Source organism: Roseibium litorale (genome assembly GCF_014842915.1).
Lineage (GTDB): Bacteria > Pseudomonadota > Alphaproteobacteria > Rhizobiales > Stappiaceae > Roseibium > Roseibium litorale.
The window spans coordinates 119,102-134,663 of sequence record NZ_JACYXI010000004.1 but is presented as its reverse complement, the minus strand read 5'-3'; the positions used below and the strand labels follow the sequence as shown (position 1 = coordinate 134,663).

Genomic DNA, 15,562 nt, shown 5'->3' with positions numbered 1-15,562 from the left:
ACGTCTCGGGTCTGTTCCTGTCAAACAGATGGAGATCCCGGATCTTCGCTGGGCTCCGTCCGGGACGGCGTGGCGGAGGGGCTTTCCAAAGAAGAAAGGCTGCAGAGCGTATCTGCGGCCTTTGAATTGATACGGCTCCGAATCCATCAGAGCATGGACGGAAGAATCCGGTCCGGCGGACGGTGGCCGTCCATGAAGGTCTTGATGTTGATGATGACCTTTTCGCCCATCTCGATGCGGCCTTCGATCGTGGCTGAGCCCATGTGCGGCAGAAGAAGCACGTTTTCCAGCTTCACGAGCTTCGGATTGACGGCCGGTTCGTGCTCGAACACGTCAAGACCGGCGCCGGCAAGCTCACCGGCTTCCAGCATGCGGATCAGGGCGTTCTCGTCGATCACTTCGCCGCGGGCGGTGTTGACCACATAAGCGTCCTTCTTCAGCAGCTTCAGCCGGCGGGCAGACAGAAGGTGGAAGGTTCCCGGCGTATGCGGGCAGTGGATCGAGACAACGTCCATACGGGCCAGCATCTGGTCCAGGCTGTCCCAGTAGGTCGCCTCAAGCTCTTCCTCGATATGCGAGGGCACGCGGCGGCGGTTGTGATAGTGGATCGACATGCCGAAGGCCTTGGCGCGGCGCGCAACGGCCTGACCGATGCGGCCCATACCGATGATGCCGAGGCGCTTGCCCCAGATCCGGTGCCCGAGCATCCAGGTTGGGGACCAGCCGTGCCACTCCCCGGCTTCCACTGCCTTGATGCCGGCAGAAAGACGGCGCGGCACCGAAAGGATCAGCGCCATGGTCATGTCCGCCGTGTCTTCAGTCAGAACGCCGGGCGTATTGGTGACATTGATGCCCCGGGTATTTGCAGTCGTGACGTCAATGTTGTCGACGCCATTGCCGAAGTTGGCGATCAGTTTCAGGTTCGGGCCGGCTTGAGACAGAACGGCGGCATCGATCCGGTCTGTCACCGTCGGTACCAGCACGTCCGCGGTCCGGACAGCCTCAACCAGTTCCGCCTGGGTGAGCGAACGGTCCGTCTCGTTCAGCCGGGTTTCGAACAGCTCCCGCATCCGCGTTTCGACGACGTCCGGCAATTTCCGGGTAACGACGACGACAGGCTTCTTTTTCCCCATGCTTCATGCCTTTTGCGTAGCGTTGAGGTCACATTAACCACAACGGTTCCACCATAGCGCACCTTGCCGAGACCACGCACGCCAACACTCTCCTTCTCCTTACCCAGATGGCCGGAGAGACACAAGTGGACGTTAGGTTATCTCATTGGTCAGCGGATCCAACTGTGGGAGCGCTGGCCATGGAGCACTGTTTTCGGTACAGGTTTGCATGAAGATGCTCACGCAACACAATTGGACTAGCGAATAATATGGCCCGACTGATGCCCGGAATGATGCGTTTTCTCGCTGCCGTGCTTATGCTGACCTGCCTCGCCTTTGCGCATCAAGCTGCGCTCGCTCAAGGAACACGAACTGGTGCCAGCGGCTTGCCGGTTCCCCGTTTTGTCAGCCTGAAGTCCGACCGGGTGAACATCCGGATTGGCCCAACCCGGGAGCATGCCATAGGCTGGACCTATGTTCAGGCAGGACTTCCTCTTGAAATCGTTCAGGAAACTGAACTTTGGCGGCGTGTTCGTGATTGGGAAGGCAAGGAAGGCTGGGTCTATCATTCCCTGCTTTCAGGCCGCAGAACCGCATTGGTGACGCCTTGGGAAGCGGATGCGGCGACGCCGCTCCGGGCGACGCCGCAGTCTGATGCGGTGATTGTGGCGGAGCTGAAGTCCAGGGTTCTGGCAACGATCGACAAGTGTGACGACGGCTGGTGCCGGATTCACGGCAAAGGCTATGACGGCTGGATCGATCAGACACGTCTTTTCGGTGTCTACCCGGACGAGACCATCGACTGAGGCAGCAAACACAAGACACAAAAAAGGCGGGCCATTGGGACCCGCCTTTTTCATATTCTGGCTTCAGCGGTTAGTCCGCTACGCCGGTGTCCTGAACCTTCAGTTCTTCGAGCCGCGGCATGGACATGATGTTGTAGCCGCTGTCGACGAAGTGAATTTCGCCCGTCACACCGCCTGACAGGTCGGACAGAAGATAGAGGCTGGTGCCACCGATTTCTTCAAGGGAAACGGTGCGCTTCAGCGGTGCGTTGCGCTTCTGGTAGTTGAACATCAGGCGGGCATCGGACACGCCGGAGCCTGCGAGCGTCCGGACAGGACCGGCAGAGATCGCATTCACGCGGATGTTCTGGTCACCGAAGTCGACGGCCAGGTAGCGCACGGAGGATTCCAGAGCGGCTTTGGCAACACCCATGACATTGTAGTTCGGCATCACCTTGGTGGAGCCGCCATAGGTCAGGGTGATCATCGAGCCGCCGTTCGGCATCAGCTCAGCCGCACGCTTGGCAATCTCGGTGAAGGAGAAGCAGGAAATCACCATGGTGCGGGAGAAGTTTTCCCGCGAGGTGTCCGCGTACTTGCCGCGGAGTTCCGATTTATCCGAGAAACCAATGGCATGCACGATGAAATCAATCGTGCCCCATTCCTTCTTCAGCGTGTCAAAGACCGCATCAACGGTGGAGATATCTTCCACATCGCATGGCAGAAGCAGCTTTGCGCCGACGGAGTCCGCCAGCGGCTTGGTGCGCTTGCCGAACGCTTCGCCCTGATAGGTGAAAGCCAGTTCTGCGCCATGCTCGTGCAGGGTCTTTGCAATGCCCCAGGCGATGGAGTGGTTGTTGGCCACACCCATGATCAGGCCGCGTTTGCCCTTCATGATATCAGACATGAAACGTCTCCTCAGCCGTGATAGCGCGACATGGCGAGGGAGGCATTGGTGCCGCCGAAGCCGAAGCTGTTGGACAGAACGGTATCAAGACCGGCGTTGTCGATGCGCTTGGTAACGATTTCGCCTACCTTCAGCTCCGGATCCAGCTCAGTGATATTCGCAGATGCCGTGATGAAGTCGTTCTGCAGCATGAGCAGGCAGTAGATTGCCTCCTGCACGCCGGTCGCGCCGAGGCTGTGACCGGTGAGCGACTTGGTCGAGGAGACTGGCGGCTGGTTCTCACCAAACACGCGGCGGATCGCCTGGATCTCGCCGATGTCGCCGACCGGGGTCGAGGTGCCGTGGCTGTTGATGTAGTTGACCTTGCGGTCACCCAGCGTGCTGGTGGCAATGCGCATGCAGCGCTCACCGCCTTCTCCGGACGGAGCCACCATGTCGTAGCCGTCGGAATTTGCGCAGTAACCAGTGACTTCCGCGTAGATCTTCGCGCCGCGGGCCTTGGCGTGTTCCAGTTCTTCCAGAACAACCACGCCGCCGCCGCCAGCGATGACGAAACCGTCGCGGGTCGCGTCATAGGCGCGCGATGCCGTTTGCGGGGTGTCGTTGTACTTGGAGGACATGGCGCCCATGGCATCGAACAGGCAGGACAGGGTCCAGTCCAGTTCCTCGCCGCCGCCCGCGAACATCACATCCTGCTTGCCGAACTGGATCTGCTCTGTCGCAGAGCCAATGCAATGGGCGGATGTGGAGCAGGCAGACGTGATGGAATAGTTGATGCCCTTGATCTTGAAGGGCGTGGCAAGGCAGGCCGAGTTGGTCGAGCTCATGCCGCGGGTCACCATGAACGGGCCCATGCGCTTGGGCGAGCCCTTCTCGATGACGATCTGGTGTGCCTGGAACAGGTTCTTTGTAGACGGGCCGCCGGACCCCATGATCAAGCCGGTCCGCTCGTTGGACACGTCCTTTTCTTCCAGGCCGCTGTCCTCGATCGCCTGCTGCATGGCGATGTAGTTATAGGCTGCGCCATCGCCCATGAAGCGGAGCTGACGTTTGTCAACGTGAGAGGGAATGTCGATCGTCGGCATTCCATGAACCTGGCTGCGGAACCCGTGCTCGGCATAGTCGGGAGCGAAACTGATGCCCGACTTGCCCTCGCGCAGGCTTTCCAGAACTTCCTGGGTGTTGTTGCCGATGGACGACACGATACCCATTCCGGTGATGACAACCCGCCTCATTGCGGTCTCCTATCTCTCTTGAAGCAATGCTGGCCTCATATGGGGATGAAGGCCGCCTTCAAAAAGTTGTCCCGCGCTAATGAGCGCGGGATCTGACTTATGGGTGTGCGGAACAGGTCCGCTTACTGCTTTGCCAGACCGACGCGCAGATCGGTGGCCTTGTAGATCTGCTCGCCATCGGCTTTCAGCCAGCCGTCAGCGATGCCGAGAACCAGACGGCCCTTCATGATGCGCTTGAAGTCGATACCGTATTCGACCTTCTTCACGCTCGGGGTCACCATGCCCTTGAATTTCACTTCGCCGGTGGACAGGGCCATGCCCTTGCCTTCAAGGCCTAGCCAGCCGAGGTAGAAGCCGGTCAGCTGCCACATGGCGTCGAGACCCAGGCAGCCGGGCATGACCGGGTTGCCCTGGAAATGGCACGGGAAGAACCACAGATCGGGATTGATGTCGAACTCGGCGCGGGCATAGCCCTTGTCAAACTCACCGCCTGTTTCGGAAATATCGGTAATCCGGTCGAACATGAGCATCGGAGGCAAGGGCAGCTGTGCATTGCCTTCGCCAAAAAGTTCGCCTCGTGCACAGGCGAGAAGATCCTCATAGGTGTAGCTGGAGCGCCGATCGGTCATTCGAGTTCCGTTCTTTTTCCCTAGCAGCCCATAATTCGGACGAAAAATGAGCCAAGATGTTGGTTCTACCTGATTTGTTAGGGGGCTTTCCTAACACAGGGCAACGAGGTCCGAAAGATCATGTTGAGGGTTAGTTACCGCATCTTGAGGTCAGATTTGGGACAGAACCTCGTTTTTTTCCCGAGGATTGATCAGCGGTAATGGGAAGGATCACGGGGCAGACGGATTTTAAAAAACTTGCATGTGCGGGCCAAGAAATGGCAGATAAGGGAAACTGCGGTCTGGTTTGCAATACAGCAGACCGGTTACTACTTAACGGAATGGCGGCCATTACGGCAGCGGACGGGATAAGACTTGGGAATGACCGACACGATGCAATCACATCATGCCGACCATCATCACAATGTGACCGACATGCTGCGGGATGCCGGACTGCGCCCGACGCGTCAGCGCGTTTCGCTTGCCGAACTGCTGTTCTCTCAAGGCGACCGTCACATCTCTGCGGAAATTCTCCATGAGGAGGCCGTTCAGGCAGATGTGCCGGTGTCTCTTGCCACTGTCTATAACACCCTGCATCAGTTCACCGAAGCCGGTTTGCTGCGGGAAGTCGCCATCGACGGCACCAAGACTTACTTCGATACCAATGTTTCCGACCACCATCACTTCTTTGTGGAAGGCGACAACGAGGTCTTCGATATTCCGGGAGAAGGTGTGGGCATTGGCCGCATCCCGGCTGCCCCCGAAGGCATGGAAGTGGTGCGTGTCGATGTCATTGTCCGTCTGCGCCACAAGCGGAAGCGCTAAGCGGTTTTACAAAATAATCCGAGACGGCTCCGATGGATTCCAGCATACGCTGGCCGTCGCGATGAAACCCGAGATCCGTCAGGAGCTTGGCTGATCTCTCGTTGCCCGGATCAATGATCGCGCAAAGCCAGTCTAGCTTCATGTGCTCCCGCGCAAAGCCGATTGCGGCCCTGGCTGCTTCCCGCGCATATCCCTTGCCTTGATGTGACGACAGGAAGGCGTAGCCGAGATCCGGGTGATCCAGCCCCTCCCGGATGATCAGCCCGCAAATGCCGATGGGATCGCATGTGTCCAGCTTCTCAACGACCCAGAGCCCGGTTCCATATTTCTCGAAGCGCGGCAGGGACCGCAGCTTGATGAAGGCTTCGGCCGTGCGGAGTGTGCGTACCTTGGCATCGGAAATGAAGCGGATGTAGTCCGGCTCATTCAGAAGGGTAAGGTAAAAGGCCGCATCCGTCAGTTCCGGAAGCCTCAGGCGCAACCGCCGGGTCGGCTCGGGCGTTTTCAGCCCTGCGGGCACAGAAGAGGTCATCAGTCGTCCAGACGTGTCTTGCCAGCTGCGACCAGCGCTGCAGTCTTCAAGGCAATTTCAGGAACGGCGTCATAGGGTTCGCGTTCGGGGCTGCGGCAAAGATCATAGATCACGCAGCGGCGGCATTCCGGCTTGCGGGCCTTGCAGATATAGCGGCCATGAAGGATCAGCCAATGGTGCGCATGCAGGCTGAATTCCAGCGGAACGGCCTTCTCCATGGCTTTTTCGACGTCGAGTGGTGTCTTGCCCGGCGCGATGCCGATCCGGTTTCCAAGCCGGAAAAGATGCGTGTCGACGGCTATGGTCGGATGGCCGAAATAGATGTTCAGCACGACATTGGCGGTCTTCCGCCCTACGCCGGGGAGTTTTTCCAGCGCTTCCCTATCATCGGGCACCTGTCCGCCATGATCCCGGATCAACTGCTCAGATAGAAGAATGACGTTCTTTGCCTTGGTCTTGAACAGGCCGATCGTACGGATTTCCTCCCGCACCTTGTCCTCACCAAGAGCGACCATCTTTTCCGGCGTGTCGGCGATCTGGAACAGTTTCTTCGTCGCCCGGTTGACTCCAACGTCCGTTGCCTGGGCGGACAAGACCACCGCCACAAGCAAGGTGAAGGCATTCACGTAATCCAGCTCTCCCTTAGGCTCCGGATTATCCGCGTGAAATCTCTGAAAAATCTCGTGTGTCTCCGCGCGGGTATAACGCGGGCGCTTGAGCACCTTTCCCGGTTCCGCAACCGATGGAGCCTTGCGGGGCTTGGCAGCCTTTGCCTTTGGGGTCTTGGCTGCCTGTTTTGTGATCTTTGAAATCGCCATGTCCCCTCTATAATCCCACCGCATGACCTTCGCCAATCCGAAAGCAGAGCGCATGCGGAACGTTGAAGACAGACATGAAGAGGAGGACCGGCCCCTTTTTGAGGCGGTTCTGACCCCTTACCGCTCCTTGAGCCCGCGCGGCTTCATGATTTTCATGGTGTGTGTGGCGGCGGTCAGCTTTGCCAGCGGGGCCCTGTTCCTCTCCATCGGCGCCTGGCCGGTTTTCGGCTTCTTCGGTCTGGATGTTGTTCTGATCTGGGCAGCGTTCCGGATGAATTACGCTTCTGCCCGCCGCTACGAGGAAATAAGCCTCTCCGCCCATGAGCTGATTATCCGGAAGGTGGGTCCCGGCCGCAAATCGCTCGAATACCGTTTCAATCCCTTCTGGGTCCGCCTTTTGGTGCAGCGGCTCGATGATGAGGGCGTGGTCAAGATCAGCCTGCGCAGCCGCGGGGAAACGGTCAGTCTGGGCGATTTCCTCAATCCGGAGGACCGGACAAGTTTTGCCGGTGCCATGGTGAATGCGCTGGCGGCCGCCAAAGCAGGAAGGAGCTGAGGCGTCTTTTCGTCCCGGCGACCGGAATTTGGGCATACGAACCTGTATGGGTTGTACTAGTGTTTCTGAGCAACCTTGAGATCAGAAGGACGATGTTATGCCCGAATTCAGACTCCCGCTTTCAGGAGATGTCTCTCAGACGATCAATCCCTGGTTTGACATGTTCAAGGCGATCGGCAGCCAGTTCGGCCTGATCAACATCAATCTGGGCCGTTCTCCCGCGCCTGAAATCGAACAGAAAGTGCTGTCGGAAGTTGGCAGCTATGGCCGCCAGCTGGGCCGGATGGGTGAAGCGCTCAACGTCCTGATCGAGAAGCTGGAACCGAAGCTGGAAGGCCTGACGAAGGAGGAACGGCTCGCCCTCGATGCCTTCCGGGTGATGCAGGCGGAAATCGAGGAGATCAAGGCGAGCCATCGCAGGAGTGCTTGACGCCAGCTGTGGCCCTGGTCATTGCCGGAGTCAGCAGGAGTGTGACAAAGGCGCCACCACCGGCTATTGCGGCAACGAACACCACAGCGCGGAAATCGAAGGCGCTGGCGATGAAGCCCATGGAGACACTGCCAATCATGGAGCCCATGAACAGGCAGTTCATGTAGATTGCCGTTGCCCTGCCGGGCTGGGTGGGAATGAAGTCCTGAATATAGGTGATGCTGACACCGGCAAAGAGGCCGTAATAGAGGCCCTCCAGCAGAGACAGGCCCAAGGCCCCGTGAACGGTTTCAATCTGTGTCATCATCAGAAAGACGCCGCAGGCGAGCGCGGCGGCCAGCAGCAGGATTGTCCTTGAGCTGGTCATTTGAACCAGACGGGGGGCCGCGAAGATCGCGATCACTTCCACGAAGCATTTTGCCGAGAGCATCAAGCCGGGGGTGGATCCGGGCAATCCGACTTCCTTGATGGTGTAGATCGCCAGCGCCGAGGTGAACAGCACGTTGCAAAGAGCAAAGAGCGTGCAGGCGAGAGCTGCCAGCCAAAGTGCCCAGTCAAACCCGCCCAGCGCCACGGCGGCGGCTTGCCGCTCAGGCGCCCGGAAATCTCCGGGAACGGTCCTGTGCCATATTGCGAACCAGACAAGGCCCATTATTGCGGAGACCAGAAAGGTTTTCTGAAAGCCGATCTGGGCAAACAGCATGAAGCTGACCGCTGGTGAAATCATCCATGCAAGTGAGGTCGCGCTGCGCAGAAGAGAATTGTAGCGGGGAATGTTCAGCGAAGCATCAGCCGCATAAAGCCGGCCATAGCTGAAGGTGGTTGCGCTCGCACTGTTGGCCAGTGCCATCAGGGGCGCGCCGCAAACAACCAGGATTGCAAAGCTTGGCCCGGACGCAAGGATTGCGGCGAACAGCGTGTAGCCTGCAACCGCGATCCCGAGCAGCTTCCGGATAGGGGTTCGTCCGTCAATCTGTTTGCCGAACTGCCGGTTCACAAGCATCGTCAGGGGAGTGACGATGCCGGTGTAAATACCGATTTTCCAGGCCGGCTCATTCAGTCCTTCGACAATGAAATAGCCCATCGCGGGAATAAGGGAGGATTGGCAAAATGCGCCCAGAAACAACAGGCACACGATCCAGACGCCTTGAGGCGTCAACGGCTGGCTGAGAAACATGATGAACAAAGACCGCAGAAGGCGACCTGGCCGAAGGTGAGGACCAGGAAGAAGACGTCTACTATAATGCGATTTGCCGGTTTTGCCACCTCGGAACTGATTTACTGGACCTCACCAGAGGTGCGAAACAAGCGGCATTGCCTGTATTTTCTGAAGATTGGCTGGGTTGATTATGAAATTGATTATGGGGGGAATTGCGGCGCTGTTTGCCGTGCTGCTGCTCGCAGGGTGTGAGACGGTTTCCAAGGAGCAATGCGCTGCCGGTGACTGGGTAGCGCTGGGCAAGGCGGATGGCGCGAACGGCTATCAGGCGTCCCGGCTTGCTGACATCGTCAAGGATTGCGGCCGGTATGGCGTCACGCCGGACACGGACCAGTATATGTCTGGCTGGAACCAGGGTGTTCAGATCTATTGCACGCCGATGAATGGCTATAACGCTGGCCGTCAGGGCAAGAGCGCCTCTCCGGTCTGTCCGCCGCAAATGGCTGGCTCCTTTGAGTATGCGCATTCGCTTGGAAAGCGGATCTGGCAGGCCCGCAGCAAGGTTGAGGAACAGGAACGCAGGGTCCGGGATATCGACAACCGCATGAGCCGGTTGCGGCTGGATGTGGGCAGTCTTTCCTGTTCGGGCAAGAACGGCGACGAGCTGAGAGCCTGCCGGGAGGACGTGCACCGCCGCCGGCAGGATCTTCAGGACGCGCGTTTTGACCTTCAGGATGCCCGCTGGCGTTTGATGGAGGCGCAGCGCTTCTACGACGAAACCGAGCGGACCGTAAGTGCGGAAGCCGCCCGGACCATCCCGGGCTACGGCCCGCAATAAGCCTCAGGTTTCGGCGCTGGACGCTTTTCTTGCTGCTTTCAGCTTATAGAGAGCGTCCAGAGCTTCCCTCGGTGTCAGGTCATCCGGATCAATGCCGTCCAGAGCCTCCTCTACGGCGCTCGGTCCTTGAGGTTTAGTCGCACCGGCCTGTGCCTTGGGCTGGGTGAAGGCCGCAAAGAGCGGAAGTTCATCGATCAAAGCCTCCGCCGGAGAGCGCCGGTCCTGCTCTTCCAGCTGGCTGAGAACAGCCTTTGACCGCTCCACCACGCTGGCGGGAAGACCTGCAAGCTTGGCGACCTGGATCCCGTAGGACCGGTCTGCTGCACCGGGCACGATTTCGTGCAGGAAAACCACGTCCCCCTTCCATTCCTTGACCAGAACCGTGGCATTGGACAGCCGGTCCAGCTTTTGGCTGAGCGCGGTCAGCTCGTGATAGTGGGTCGCGAAAAGAGCGCGGGACTTGTTGACCTCGTGCAGATGCTCGATGGTTGCCCAGGCGATGGACAGGCCGTCGAAGGTTGCTGTTCCGCGCCCGATTTCATCGAGAATGACCAGAGACCGGTCGCCCGCCTGATTGAGAATGGCTGCGGTTTCCACCATCTCGACCATGAAGGTCGAACGTCCGCGCGCGAGATCATCCGCGGCGCCCACACGGGAAAACAGCCGGTCAACCACGCCGATATGAGCGCTGGCCGCAGGCACAAAGGCGCCCATTTGCGCCAGGACCGCGATCAGGGCGTTCTGGCGCAGGAAGGTCGACTTACCGGCCATGTTGGGACCGGTGATCAGCCAGATCCGGCCGGTTCCGCCCTGTGTCTCGGGTCCGAGATCCGCATCGTTGGCGACAAAGCTCTGTCCGCCTGAGGCTTTCAGTGCCTGTTCCACCACCGGATGGCGGGCAGCCTTGATCTCGAAGGCGCGGCTGTCATCCACGAGCGGGCGCACATAGCCGTCTTCCTGGGCGAGCTTTGCAAGAGCTGCGGAAACGTCGAGGATCGACAACCCGTAGGCCGCAGCCTTGATGGCATCACCTGAAGCAACAATCGCAGCGGCAAGACGGTCAAAGATCTCGAACTCGATGGCTTGTGAGCGCTCACCCGCGCTGGCGATCTTGGATTCCAGATCCGCCAGCTCGGTCGTGGTGAAGCGCATGGCGCCCGCCATGGTTTGACGGTGAATGAAGCGGCCCGGGTCTGCCGTCAGCTTTTCAGCCTGGGCGCTGGGCGTCTCAATGAACCAGCCAAGCACATTGTTATGCTTGATCTTCAGGGATCTGAGGCCAAGCTCTTCGGCGTAATCGGCCTGAAGCTTTGCAATGACCTTGCGGGATTCATCGCGCAAGGACCGGAGCTCATCCAGATTGGCGTCATAGCCGCTGGCGATAAAGCCGCCGTCGCGCTTCAGCAGCGGCGGATCTTCCTTGATGGCGCGGCTCAACTCGTCTCCCAGGGCATGGGGGGCCTTTTCGAGGCTGGACCGCGCTGCTTCGATCTCGGCGGGAATGGCACCGCCAGATGCACTTGTCTGATCCAGAACGCGTTTTGCAGCTTCCAGCCCCAGGGCGATGGAGAGAATATCCCGCGGCCCGCCACGCTGGAGGGCAATGCGCGACAGGGCGCGTGCCATGTCCGGCGCGCCTTTCAGGGTTTGCCGCAGGCCTTCGCGCATGATTTCGTTGTCGAGGAAGAACTCGACGGCATCATGCCGCCGATTGATCTCGCCGACATTGAGCAAGGGACCGGCAAGGCGGCTGGCGAGCAGACGTGAGCCGCCACCCGTGACCGTCCGGTCGATGGTGGCAAGCAGACTGCCCTGCTTTTCGCCGCCAAGGGTGCGGGTCAATTCCAGGTTGGCGCGGGTTGCCGGGTCGATGAGCATCCGGCCAGCGCCTGCCTCGCGAACCGGCGGGTCGAGCGGCGGGCGTTCTCCAAGCTGGGTCTTCTCGATATAGGCGAGAATGCCGGCTGCAGCGGAAAGTTCAGGCCGGGAGAAGGTGCCGAAGCCGTCGAGCGTCTTCACACCGAAGTAGTGGGCGAGCCGGTCCGTTGCGGTCGAGCTGTCGAAAAAGGCCCTCGGTACAGGGGAAAGCGCCGCGCCGGATTGCTGGGCCAGATGCCGGATCTCGTTTTCCTGGAGCAGGTTATCGGGCAGGATCAGCTCACGCGGAGAGATTTGCGCCAGATCTGCTGCCAGCCTCTGGTCGTCGGATTCAGACACCTGGAACGAGCCGGTGGACATGTCGATCCAGGCAAGACCATAGACGCTGTCACCTGTCAGCGAGCCACCGCGCAGGCGGGTCAGGCCGCACAGGAAATTGTTCGCTCCGGAATCCAGCAGCCGTTCTTCCGTCAGCGTGCCCGGTGTCACCAGCCGGATGACGTCGCGCCGGACCACGGACTTGGAGCCGCGTTTCTTGGCTTCCGCCGGATCCTCCATCTGCTCGCAGACCGCAACCCTGTGGCCGAGCGCGATCAGCTTCTGCAGATAGTCGTCTGCTGCATGAACCGGCACGCCGCACATGGGAATATCTTCGCCAAGGTGCTTGCCGCGTTTCGTCAGCGTGATGCCCAGCGCCCGCGAGGCGATTTCCGCGTCTTCGAAGAAAAGCTCGTAGAAATCCCCCATCCGGTAGAACAGGAGACTGTCCGGATTGGCTGTCTTGATCTCCACATATTGCGCCATCATGGGCGTAACGCGGGTATCCGCTGGAGCGGTTTCGGGCATCGGATTTTGTGACATGAGGCGAACCTAGCAAACCCATCGGCAGCTTTCACAGTGACCTTGCACGATCACGCCTTGAGCCTGAAATTTTCAGGGGATAAGGTCTCTGTTCAAGCGGCAGGAGTCTGCTGAAAACAAAGGAAACGCCAAAGACATGTCCCCAACCGACAAGCCGAAGAAGTCGTCGAAAACGTCCGTCAGTTTCACCGATCAGGAAGCGCTGCTGTTTCACAGTGAAGGCCGCCCGGGCAAACTGGAAATCACGCCCACGAAGCCGATGGCGACACAGCGGGACCTGTCGCTCGCCTATTCTCCTGGCGTGGCTGTGCCGGTGCGGGCCATTGCGGACGATCCGAGCCGGGCCTTCGACTACACGACCCGCGGCAATCTGGTTGCGGTGATTTCCAACGGTACGGCCATTCTCGGCATGGGCAATCTTGGCGCTCTTGCCTCCAAGCCGGTGATGGAAGGCAAGGCAGTGCTGTTCAAGCGCTTTGCCGATGTGGATTCCATCGACCTGGAAGTCGATACGGAAGATGCGGACAATTTCATCAATGCCGTGCGCTATCTCGGCCCATCCTTCGGCGGTATCAATCTGGAAGACATTAAGGCTCCGGAATGTTTCATCATTGAGCAGCGCTTGCGCGAGCTGATGGACATCCCCGTCTTCCATGACGACCAGCACGGCACTGCGATCATTGCGGCAGCGGGGATGATCAACGCCTTGCACCTGACGGGCCGCGACATGAAGACGGTCAAGGTCGTCTGTAATGGTGCGGGCGCGGCGGGCATTGCCTGTATCGAGCTGGTCAAGGCGATGGGCATTCCCCATGAGAATGTCATCCTCTGCGACACCAAGGGCGTGATCTACAAGGGCCGAACAGAGGGCATGAACCAGTGGAAGTCCGCCCATGCGGTGGAGACGGGTGCCCGGTCGCTTTATGATGCGCTGAAGGGCGCCGACGTTTTCCTCGGCGTGTCCGTGAAGGGCGCTCTGACGCCCGACATGCTGCGCGCCATGGCTCCCAACCCGATCATCTTCGCCATGGCCAATCCCGATCCGGAAATCACGCCGGAAGAGGCCCATGAGGTGCGGGACGATGCCATCGTCGCAACAGGCCGTTCGGATTACCCCAACCAGGTCAACAACGTTCTTGGTTTTCCCTATATCTTCCGCGGCGCGCTGGATGTTCAGGCGACCACCATCAATGATGCCATGAAGGTTGCCTGCGCCGAGGCTCTTGCCGCGCTTGCCCGCGAGGAAGTGCCGGATGAAGTGGCAGCGGCCTACCGGGGCAACCGGCCGAAGTTTGGTCCGGAATACATCATTCCCGTTCCCTTCGATCCGCGTCTGATTTCCACCATCCCGCCGGCGGTTGCCCAGGCGGCGATGGACAGCGGCGTTGCCCGCCGTCCGATCGTCGACATGGATCAGTACAGGCACCAGCTGTCCGCCCGCCGCGATCCGGTTGCCGGTACCTTGCAGCGGATCTTCTCCAAGGTCCGCCAGATGCCGAAGCGGATGGTGTTCGCGGAAGGCGAGGAAGAGCCGGTGATCCGCGCCGCCGTGAGCTATGTGAACCAGGGGCTCGGCGAGGCCATCCTGATTGGCCGCGAGGACGAGGTGCGCTCTGTTGCTCAGGCGGCAGGCGTGGATCTTGATCGCCCGGGCATTTCGATCCAGAATGCGCGCCTGTCCAACCGCAACAGCGACTATGCGCAGTTCCTTTATGGACGCCTGCAGCGCAAAGGCTATCTGCTGCGCGATTGCCAGCGGATGGTCAACAATGACCGCAACTACTGGGGCGCCATCATGGTGGCCCGGGGCGATGCGGATGCCATGGTCACAGGGCTGACCCGCAACTATTCGGTTGCGCTGGACACGGTGCGCTCCTGCATCGACACCAAGCCCGGCCACCGGGTCATCGGTGTGTCGCTGGCGCTGGCCCGTGGCCGCACTGTGCTGATCGCCGACACGGCTGTGATCGACATGCCCACCTCGGAAGAACTGGCGGATATCGCGGAAGAGGCAGCCCATGTCGCCCGCAAGCTCGGCTATGAGCCCCGGGTTGCCATGCTCGCCTATTCCACCTTCGGCCATCCGCGCGGTGAGCGGTCCGAGAAGGTGATCGAGGCGGTGAAGATCCTCGACCGGCGGCGGGTCGATTTCGAATATGACGGCGAAATGGCTGCGGATATCGCACTCAACATGGACAAGATGGCCACTTATCCATTCTGCCGCCTGAGCGGTCCCGCCAATGTCCTGGTGATGCCGGCGTTCCACTCCGCATCAATCTCGACCAAGATGCTGCAGGAGCTGGGCGGGTCTACGGTCATCGGTCCTTTGCTTGTCGGCCTCGACAAACCCGTCCAGATCGTTCCCATGGGCGCAAAGGACAGCGATATCGTCAACATGGCCGCGATTGCCGCATTCAATGTGACCTGAGGCTTCTCAATCGAGGGCGCTCAGAATGGCTTGCCAGTTCTGGGCGCCGCCGAGAAGACGTAGAACAACCACTTCCTCCTCCTCCACGGTGTAGACGATGAGGTGGCGCCGGTGAGAATGGATACGAACAGGCGGCGTGAACTCCGTCCTTTCCCTCGCCATATCCGGAGCGGCAGCGATCATCTCGAACCTATTTGAAAGTTCATCGATATAGACGTCCGTCTGGTCTGGCGACCAAGTGTTGGCAGAATAGCGCCAGATGTCCTCAAGATCGCTCAATGCCTTTGGTGTGAGACGGTAGCGGCGCAGGTCAGGAGCCGGCATGGCGTTGGAGCATGGCTTTCTTGAAATCCGCGGCGTTGAATTCCTGGGGGGCCCCACTGCCGGCCCCATCGGAAATAGCCGCCTGCAAGGTCTGGATTGCCGACTGCCGCTCGTAATCTTTACGGATCAAGTCTCTGACATAGTCGCTGGAATTGGCATAGCGGCCCTCGCCTGTCTGCTTTTCGACCCAAGCCTTCATCTGGTGCGGAAGGGAAACGTTCATGGTCGCCATATGGCATGTCTCCGTGAGGGCTGCTGGTTCCTTG

16 protein-coding genes are annotated in these 15,562 nt (G+C 59.6%); 6 read left to right on the top strand and 10 right to left on the bottom strand.

The genetic code is table 11. From position 1 onward, the window contains the following. Positions 1 to 146: 146 nt before the first annotated feature. The gene (locus IG616_RS08390; protein ID WP_192147703.1) at positions 147 to 1,133 is read right to left on the bottom strand and encodes a 2-hydroxyacid dehydrogenase; all 987 of its coding nucleotides are present in this window, start codon (positions 1,131 to 1,133) and stop codon (positions 147 to 149) included. 269 nt (positions 1,134 to 1,402) lie between these two features. Here IG616_RS08390 and IG616_RS08385 point away from each other — a divergent pair, with 269 nt between their 5' ends. Further along, positions 1,403 to 1,918: an SH3 domain-containing protein gene (locus IG616_RS08385; RefSeq protein ID WP_209007377.1), complete on the top strand. Its 516-nt coding sequence runs from the start codon at positions 1,403 to 1,405 to the stop codon at positions 1,916 to 1,918. Between the two features lie 70 nt (positions 1,919 to 1,988). On the opposite strand, the gene fabI is transcribed toward IG616_RS08385, so the two are convergent. The 3 genes from fabI to fabA all read right to left on the bottom strand — a co-directional run bounded on the left by fabI (position 1,989) and on the right by fabA (position 4,668). Continuing rightward, on the bottom strand, positions 1,989 to 2,804 hold the full coding sequence (gene fabI, locus IG616_RS08380) for an enoyl-ACP reductase FabI (RefSeq protein ID WP_192147702.1): 816 nt from the start codon (positions 2,802 to 2,804) through the stop codon (positions 1,989 to 1,991). Between the two features lie 11 nt (positions 2,805 to 2,815). Beyond that, entirely contained in the window at positions 2,816 to 4,039 is a 1,224-nt protein-coding gene (gene fabB / locus IG616_RS08375; RefSeq protein WP_192147701.1) for a beta-ketoacyl-ACP synthase I, read from the bottom strand. Positions 4,040 to 4,161: 122 nt separating this feature from the next. Beyond that, positions 4,162 to 4,668, bottom strand: a complete 507-nt coding sequence (fabA, locus tag IG616_RS08370; RefSeq protein WP_192147700.1) for a 3-hydroxyacyl-[acyl-carrier-protein] dehydratase FabA — start codon at positions 4,666 to 4,668, stop codon at positions 4,162 to 4,164. A gap of 372 nt (positions 4,669 to 5,040) precedes the next feature. On the opposite strand from fabA, the gene irrA reads away from it, so the two are divergent. Beyond that, positions 5,041 to 5,472, top strand: coding sequence for an iron response transcriptional regulator IrrA (gene irrA, locus IG616_RS08365; protein ID WP_209007397.1), 432 nt, complete (start codon positions 5,041 to 5,043; stop codon positions 5,470 to 5,472). Here the strand turns inward: irrA and IG616_RS08360 are convergent. Both IG616_RS08360 and nth read right to left on the bottom strand, forming a co-directional pair. Beyond that, positions 5,438 to 6,004: a GNAT family N-acetyltransferase gene (locus IG616_RS08360; protein WP_192147699.1), complete on the bottom strand. Its 567-nt coding sequence runs from the start codon at positions 6,002 to 6,004 to the stop codon at positions 5,438 to 5,440. The genes irrA and IG616_RS08360 overlap by 35 nt on opposite strands. Beyond that, the gene (gene nth, locus IG616_RS08355; protein ID WP_192147698.1) at positions 6,004 to 6,822 is read right to left on the bottom strand and encodes an endonuclease III; all 819 of its coding nucleotides are present in this window, start codon (positions 6,820 to 6,822) and stop codon (positions 6,004 to 6,006) included. Before nth ends, IG616_RS08360 begins: the two co-directional genes overlap by 1 nt. A 52-nt stretch (positions 6,823 to 6,874) precedes the next feature. On the opposite strand from nth, the gene IG616_RS08350 reads away from it, so the two are divergent. Both IG616_RS08350 and IG616_RS08345 read left to right on the top strand, forming a co-directional pair. After that, positions 6,875 to 7,378 (top strand): DUF2244 domain-containing protein, encoded by a 504-nt coding sequence (locus IG616_RS08350; RefSeq protein WP_209007376.1) that lies wholly within the window; start codon positions 6,875 to 6,877, stop codon positions 7,376 to 7,378. A gap of 97 nt (positions 7,379 to 7,475) precedes the next feature. Further along, the gene (locus IG616_RS08345) at positions 7,476 to 7,808 is read left to right on the top strand and encodes a hypothetical protein (RefSeq protein WP_192147696.1); all 333 of its coding nucleotides are present in this window, start codon (positions 7,476 to 7,478) and stop codon (positions 7,806 to 7,808) included. Here the strand turns inward: IG616_RS08345 and IG616_RS08340 are convergent. Further along, on the bottom strand, positions 7,780 to 8,985 hold the full coding sequence (locus IG616_RS08340) for an MFS transporter (protein WP_192147695.1): 1,206 nt from the start codon (positions 8,983 to 8,985) through the stop codon (positions 7,780 to 7,782). The two genes, IG616_RS08345 and IG616_RS08340, sit on opposite strands and share 29 nt — an antisense overlap. A gap of 184 nt (positions 8,986 to 9,169) precedes the next feature. On the opposite strand from IG616_RS08340, the gene IG616_RS08335 reads away from it, so the two are divergent. After that, a complete protein-coding gene (locus IG616_RS08335; RefSeq protein WP_209007375.1) occupies positions 9,170 to 9,805 on the top strand; it encodes a DUF2799 domain-containing protein in 636 nt (211 codons plus the stop codon). Between the two features lie 3 nt (positions 9,806 to 9,808). Here IG616_RS08335 and mutS read toward each other — a convergent pair whose 3' ends face one another. Then, the gene (gene mutS, locus IG616_RS08330) at positions 9,809 to 12,544 is read right to left on the bottom strand and encodes a DNA mismatch repair protein MutS (RefSeq protein WP_192147693.1); all 2,736 of its coding nucleotides are present in this window, start codon (positions 12,542 to 12,544) and stop codon (positions 9,809 to 9,811) included. Between the two features lie 136 nt (positions 12,545 to 12,680). Between mutS and IG616_RS08325 the strand changes: the two genes are divergently transcribed. Further along, positions 12,681 to 14,972: an NADP-dependent malic enzyme gene (locus IG616_RS08325; protein ID WP_192147692.1), complete on the top strand. Its 2,292-nt coding sequence runs from the start codon at positions 12,681 to 12,683 to the stop codon at positions 14,970 to 14,972. A gap of 6 nt (positions 14,973 to 14,978) precedes the next feature. Here IG616_RS08325 and IG616_RS08320 read toward each other — a convergent pair whose 3' ends face one another. Continuing rightward, the gene (locus IG616_RS08320) at positions 14,979 to 15,296 is read right to left on the bottom strand and encodes a type II toxin-antitoxin system RelE/ParE family toxin (protein WP_192147691.1); all 318 of its coding nucleotides are present in this window, start codon (positions 15,294 to 15,296) and stop codon (positions 14,979 to 14,981) included. Continuing rightward, on the bottom strand, positions 15,283 to 15,528 hold the full coding sequence (locus IG616_RS08315) for a type II toxin-antitoxin system ParD family antitoxin (RefSeq protein WP_192147690.1): 246 nt from the start codon (positions 15,526 to 15,528) through the stop codon (positions 15,283 to 15,285). The genes IG616_RS08320 and IG616_RS08315 overlap by 14 nt, the downstream gene beginning before the upstream one ends. Positions 15,529 to 15,562: the final 34 nt, after the last annotated feature.

Excerpts from the sequence above, each read along its gene's own strand:
- IG616_RS08390 (WP_192147703.1), bottom strand. The coding sequence starts at position 1,133 with ATGGGGAAAAAGAAGCCTGTCGTCGTCGTTACCCGGAAATTGCCGGAC.
- IG616_RS08385 (WP_209007377.1), top strand. The coding sequence starts at position 1,403 with ATGATGCGTTTTCTCGCTGCCGTGCTTATGCTGACCTGCCTCGCCTTT.
- fabI (WP_192147702.1), bottom strand. The coding sequence starts at position 2,804 with ATGTCTGATATCATGAAGGGCAAACGCGGCCTGATCATGGGTGTGGCC.
- fabB (WP_192147701.1), bottom strand. The coding sequence starts at position 4,039 with ATGAGGCGGGTTGTCATCACCGGAATGGGTATCGTGTCGTCCATCGGC.
- fabA (WP_192147700.1), bottom strand. The coding sequence starts at position 4,668 with ATGACCGATCGGCGCTCCAGCTACACCTATGAGGATCTTCTCGCCTGT.
- irrA (WP_209007397.1), top strand. The coding sequence starts at position 5,041 with ATGCAATCACATCATGCCGACCATCATCACAATGTGACCGACATGCTG.
- IG616_RS08360 (WP_192147699.1), bottom strand. The coding sequence starts at position 6,004 with ATGACCTCTTCTGTGCCCGCAGGGCTGAAAACGCCCGAGCCGACCCGG.
- nth (WP_192147698.1), bottom strand. The coding sequence starts at position 6,822 with ATGGCGATTTCAAAGATCACAAAACAGGCAGCCAAGACCCCAAAGGCA.
- IG616_RS08350 (WP_209007376.1), top strand. The coding sequence starts at position 6,875 with ATGCGGAACGTTGAAGACAGACATGAAGAGGAGGACCGGCCCCTTTTT.
- IG616_RS08345 (WP_192147696.1), top strand. The coding sequence starts at position 7,476 with ATGCCCGAATTCAGACTCCCGCTTTCAGGAGATGTCTCTCAGACGATC.
- IG616_RS08340 (WP_192147695.1), bottom strand. The coding sequence starts at position 8,985 with ATGTTTCTCAGCCAGCCGTTGACGCCTCAAGGCGTCTGGATCGTGTGC.
- IG616_RS08335 (WP_209007375.1), top strand. The coding sequence starts at position 9,170 with ATGGGGGGAATTGCGGCGCTGTTTGCCGTGCTGCTGCTCGCAGGGTGT.
- mutS (WP_192147693.1), bottom strand. The coding sequence starts at position 12,544 with ATGTCACAAAATCCGATGCCCGAAACCGCTCCAGCGGATACCCGCGTT.
- IG616_RS08325 (WP_192147692.1), top strand. The coding sequence starts at position 12,681 with ATGTCCCCAACCGACAAGCCGAAGAAGTCGTCGAAAACGTCCGTCAGT.
- IG616_RS08320 (WP_192147691.1), bottom strand. The coding sequence starts at position 15,296 with ATGCCGGCTCCTGACCTGCGCCGCTACCGTCTCACACCAAAGGCATTG.
- IG616_RS08315 (WP_192147690.1), bottom strand. The coding sequence starts at position 15,528 with ATGGCGACCATGAACGTTTCCCTTCCGCACCAGATGAAGGCTTGGGTC.